The organism is Variovorax sp. P4_D9, from assembly GCF_056401695.1.
Genome location: NZ_JBFUIU010001055.1, coordinates 1 through 2,607, shown reverse-complemented (window position 1 = coordinate 2,607; position 2,607 = coordinate 1). Strand labels below are relative to the sequence as shown.

At 67.5% G+C, this 2,607-nt stretch carries 4 protein-coding genes; 1 reads left to right on the top strand and 3 read right to left on the bottom strand.

Going from position 1 to position 2,607, the window contains the following annotated elements; translation table 11 throughout:
• The 3 genes from AC1DY5_RS50780 to surE form a co-directional block, all read right to left on the bottom strand.
• Nucleotides 1-517 (bottom strand): LysM peptidoglycan-binding domain-containing protein (locus AC1DY5_RS50780; RefSeq protein WP_478121876.1); only part of this gene is annotated, 517 nt, incomplete at its 3' end.
• A gap of 11 nt (nucleotides 518-528) precedes the next feature.
• Nucleotides 529-1,302: a protein-L-isoaspartate(D-aspartate) O-methyltransferase gene (locus AC1DY5_RS50775; RefSeq protein ID WP_478121875.1), complete on the bottom strand. Its 774-nt coding sequence runs from the start codon at nucleotides 1,300-1,302 to the stop codon at nucleotides 529-531.
• Nucleotides 1,303-1,304: 2 nt separating this feature from the next.
• Nucleotides 1,305-2,078 carry a 5'/3'-nucleotidase SurE gene (surE, locus tag AC1DY5_RS50770; protein ID WP_478121874.1) on the bottom strand — a complete coding sequence of 258 codons (774 nt, stop codon included), beginning with the start codon at nucleotides 2,076-2,078 and terminating at the stop codon, nucleotides 1,305-1,307.
• A gap of 130 nt (nucleotides 2,079-2,208) precedes the next feature.
• Between surE and AC1DY5_RS50765 the strand changes: the two genes are divergently transcribed.
• A partial coding sequence (locus AC1DY5_RS50765) for an alcohol dehydrogenase catalytic domain-containing protein (protein ID WP_478121873.1) occupies nucleotides 2,209-2,607 on the top strand: 399 nt, incomplete at its 3' end.

Here is a 2,607-nt window from a genome sequence, read left to right as displayed (position 1 = left end):
CCGCACTGGCAGCCGGGGCCGGTGTGGCGGCCCCCGCCAGCGCGGAGCCCGCCGCCGCTGAACCCGCTGCCGCTGCCGAAGTGGCGGGCGCGACGATCGGCTGCGCGACCGGCCGCGCTTCGACGGCCGAGGCCGTTGCACCGGTCGGCGGAATCACCCGCAGGACCTGACCGACTTCGATCAGATCGGGGTTGTCGAGATTGTTCCAGCGGGCGATGTTCTGCCAGGTCTGGCCGGTCTCGATGCCGATGCGGCGGATGGTGTCACCGGGCCGCACGGCATAGTAGCCGGGCTTGCCGTAGTTCTCGATGCCCGGCAGCGGCTTGCCCGACGAATCGGTCGTGATTGGAGGCCCACCGGCGACGCCGGAGCCGTTGGTGGTCGCGCCCAGTGCCTGCGTCATGGTGCCGCGGTCTTCGACCGGCACCGGACCGCGCGGTGCGCCACACCCCGCAATCACGAGCACACTCACCAGCGAAACGCCGGCTAGCCAGCTCCGATTGCCAATACCCTGCATTGTTCTTTCCTTCAAGCAATTCCCGATTTTAGGGGGACAAAGTGGACCGCCTCAAGAATGCGGCGCTCGACGCCACGGGCGGTCTTGTCGATCACGACCAGCGCCTGGCCGCCGGTCGCGGACTGGGTCGGCGCGACAATCCGTCCGCCGACTGCCAGCTGCGTGATCCAGGCTTCGGGCACCGCCTCGCCGCCCGCCGCGGCGATGATGCCCGCGTAGGGCGCGCCCTTCGGGTAGCCGACCATGCCATCGCCCAGCATCAGGTGAACCGTGGCCAGGCGGAACGAGCGCAGATTGACACGCGCCCTCTCGTGCAGCCCGCGCAAACGCTCAATGCTGTAGACCTCGGCCGCGACGTGGCTCAGCACCGCCGCCTGGTAGCCGCAACCGGTGCCGATCTCGAGCACCCGCCCGAGGCGTTCGCCGGGCTTGTTGGTGAGCGCCGGAGCGCCGAGCAACAGCTCGATCATTCTTGCCACCACGTTCGGCTTCGAGATCGTCTGGCCGAGCCCGATCGGCAGGCTGGTGTCTTCGTACGCCTGGTTGACCAGCGCACTGTCGACGAACAGATGACGCTCGACCGTGCCCATGGCGCGCAGCACCCGGGCGTCGGCGATGCCCTGGGCCGCCAGGCGCTGGACCATGCGCGCCCGCACCGCGTCCGACGCCATCGAGGGCGTGGTGGGAACGATCGGCTTGACCGGCACCGCCGGCAGGCGCCCGCGTGTCGCGGCGGAAGCCGTGGGGGTCAGGCGCACCGGGAAACCGGGCCGTTGGCTTGCCAAAGTCAGCCCCCCGCCGCGCTGCGCGCAACGCGCGCCATGGTGTCGTGCCAATGGCCGAGCTTCGCGTGGTCGGTGAGGTCGATCTGCAGCGGCGTCAATGCCACGTGGCCGGCCGCGGTTGCATGGAAATCGGTCCCTTCGCCGCTGTCCTTGGCCCCGCCGGCACCGGCGATCCAGTACATGGTCTCGCCGCGCGGGCTGTCCTGCGTGATGACCTTCTCGGCGGCGTGGCGGCGCCCCAGCCGGCAGACCTTGAGCGGCTTCAGTTCATCGAAGGGAAGGTTCGGCACGTTGACATTGAGCAGGAAGGCATCGCCATCGATCAGCTGCTCGCGCTCGATCTGCTGGACCAGCCGCCGCGCCACCTGCGCCGCGGCGTCGATATGGGCCCAGCCCTTCTCGATCTGGGAGAAGGCGATGGCTGGAATGCCGAACAGGTAGGCCTCCATGGCAGCACCGACGGTTCCCGAATAGATCGTGTCGTCGCCCATGTTGGCGCCGTTGTTGATGCCGGACACCACCAGGTCGGGCCGGTAGTCGAGCAGACCCTTGAGGGCGATGTGCACGCAATCGGCGGGTGTCCCGGTGACGTAGCGGAAGCCGTTGTGCGCCTTGTGCACATACAGCGGCGCGGCCAGCGTCAGGGCGTTCGATTTCGCGCTGTTGTTGTGCTCGGGCGCGACCACTTCGACCTCGGCGATGTCCTTCAGCGCATCGTGCAGCGCGACGAGGCCAGGCGCCTGGAAACCGTCGTCGTTCGAAATAAGTATCTTCATGGCGTCAGTCAGTGGCGGCGATTGTAGGCGCCGTGGGCGTCACGGCAGGGACATGCGGAGGCTGCGGCGCCCGCCTATCATGACCCGGATATTTCCGTTGCCCCCAGACTCATTCACAGGAGACACGAGCATGCACGCATGGCTCTGCGAGAACCCGATCGGCGTCGAGGCGCTGATATGGAAAGAACTGCCGACGCCCACCCCGGGCCCGGGGCAGGTGCTGATCGAAATCAAGGCCGCGAGCCTGAATTTCCCGGACCTGCTGATTGTTCAGAACAAATACCAGATGAAGCCGCCCCTGCCCTTCGTCCCCGGATCGGAATATGCAGGCGTCGTCGCCGCGGTGGGCGAAGGCGTCACCCACCTGAAAGTCGGACAGAACGTCGCCTGCCTGTCGGGCACTGGCGGCTTCGGCACCCACACGCTGGCGCCGGCGGCTTTGTGCATGCCATTGCCCGACGGTTTCGGCCATGTCGACGCGGCGGCATTCATCATGATCTATGCGACCTCCTGGCACGCATTGATGGAC

What these genes read in the sequence shown, in the direction of transcription:
- surE (WP_478121874.1), bottom strand. Translation starts at nt 2,078, where the DNA reads ATGAAGATACTTATTTCGAACGACGACGGTTTCCAGGCGCCTGGCCTC.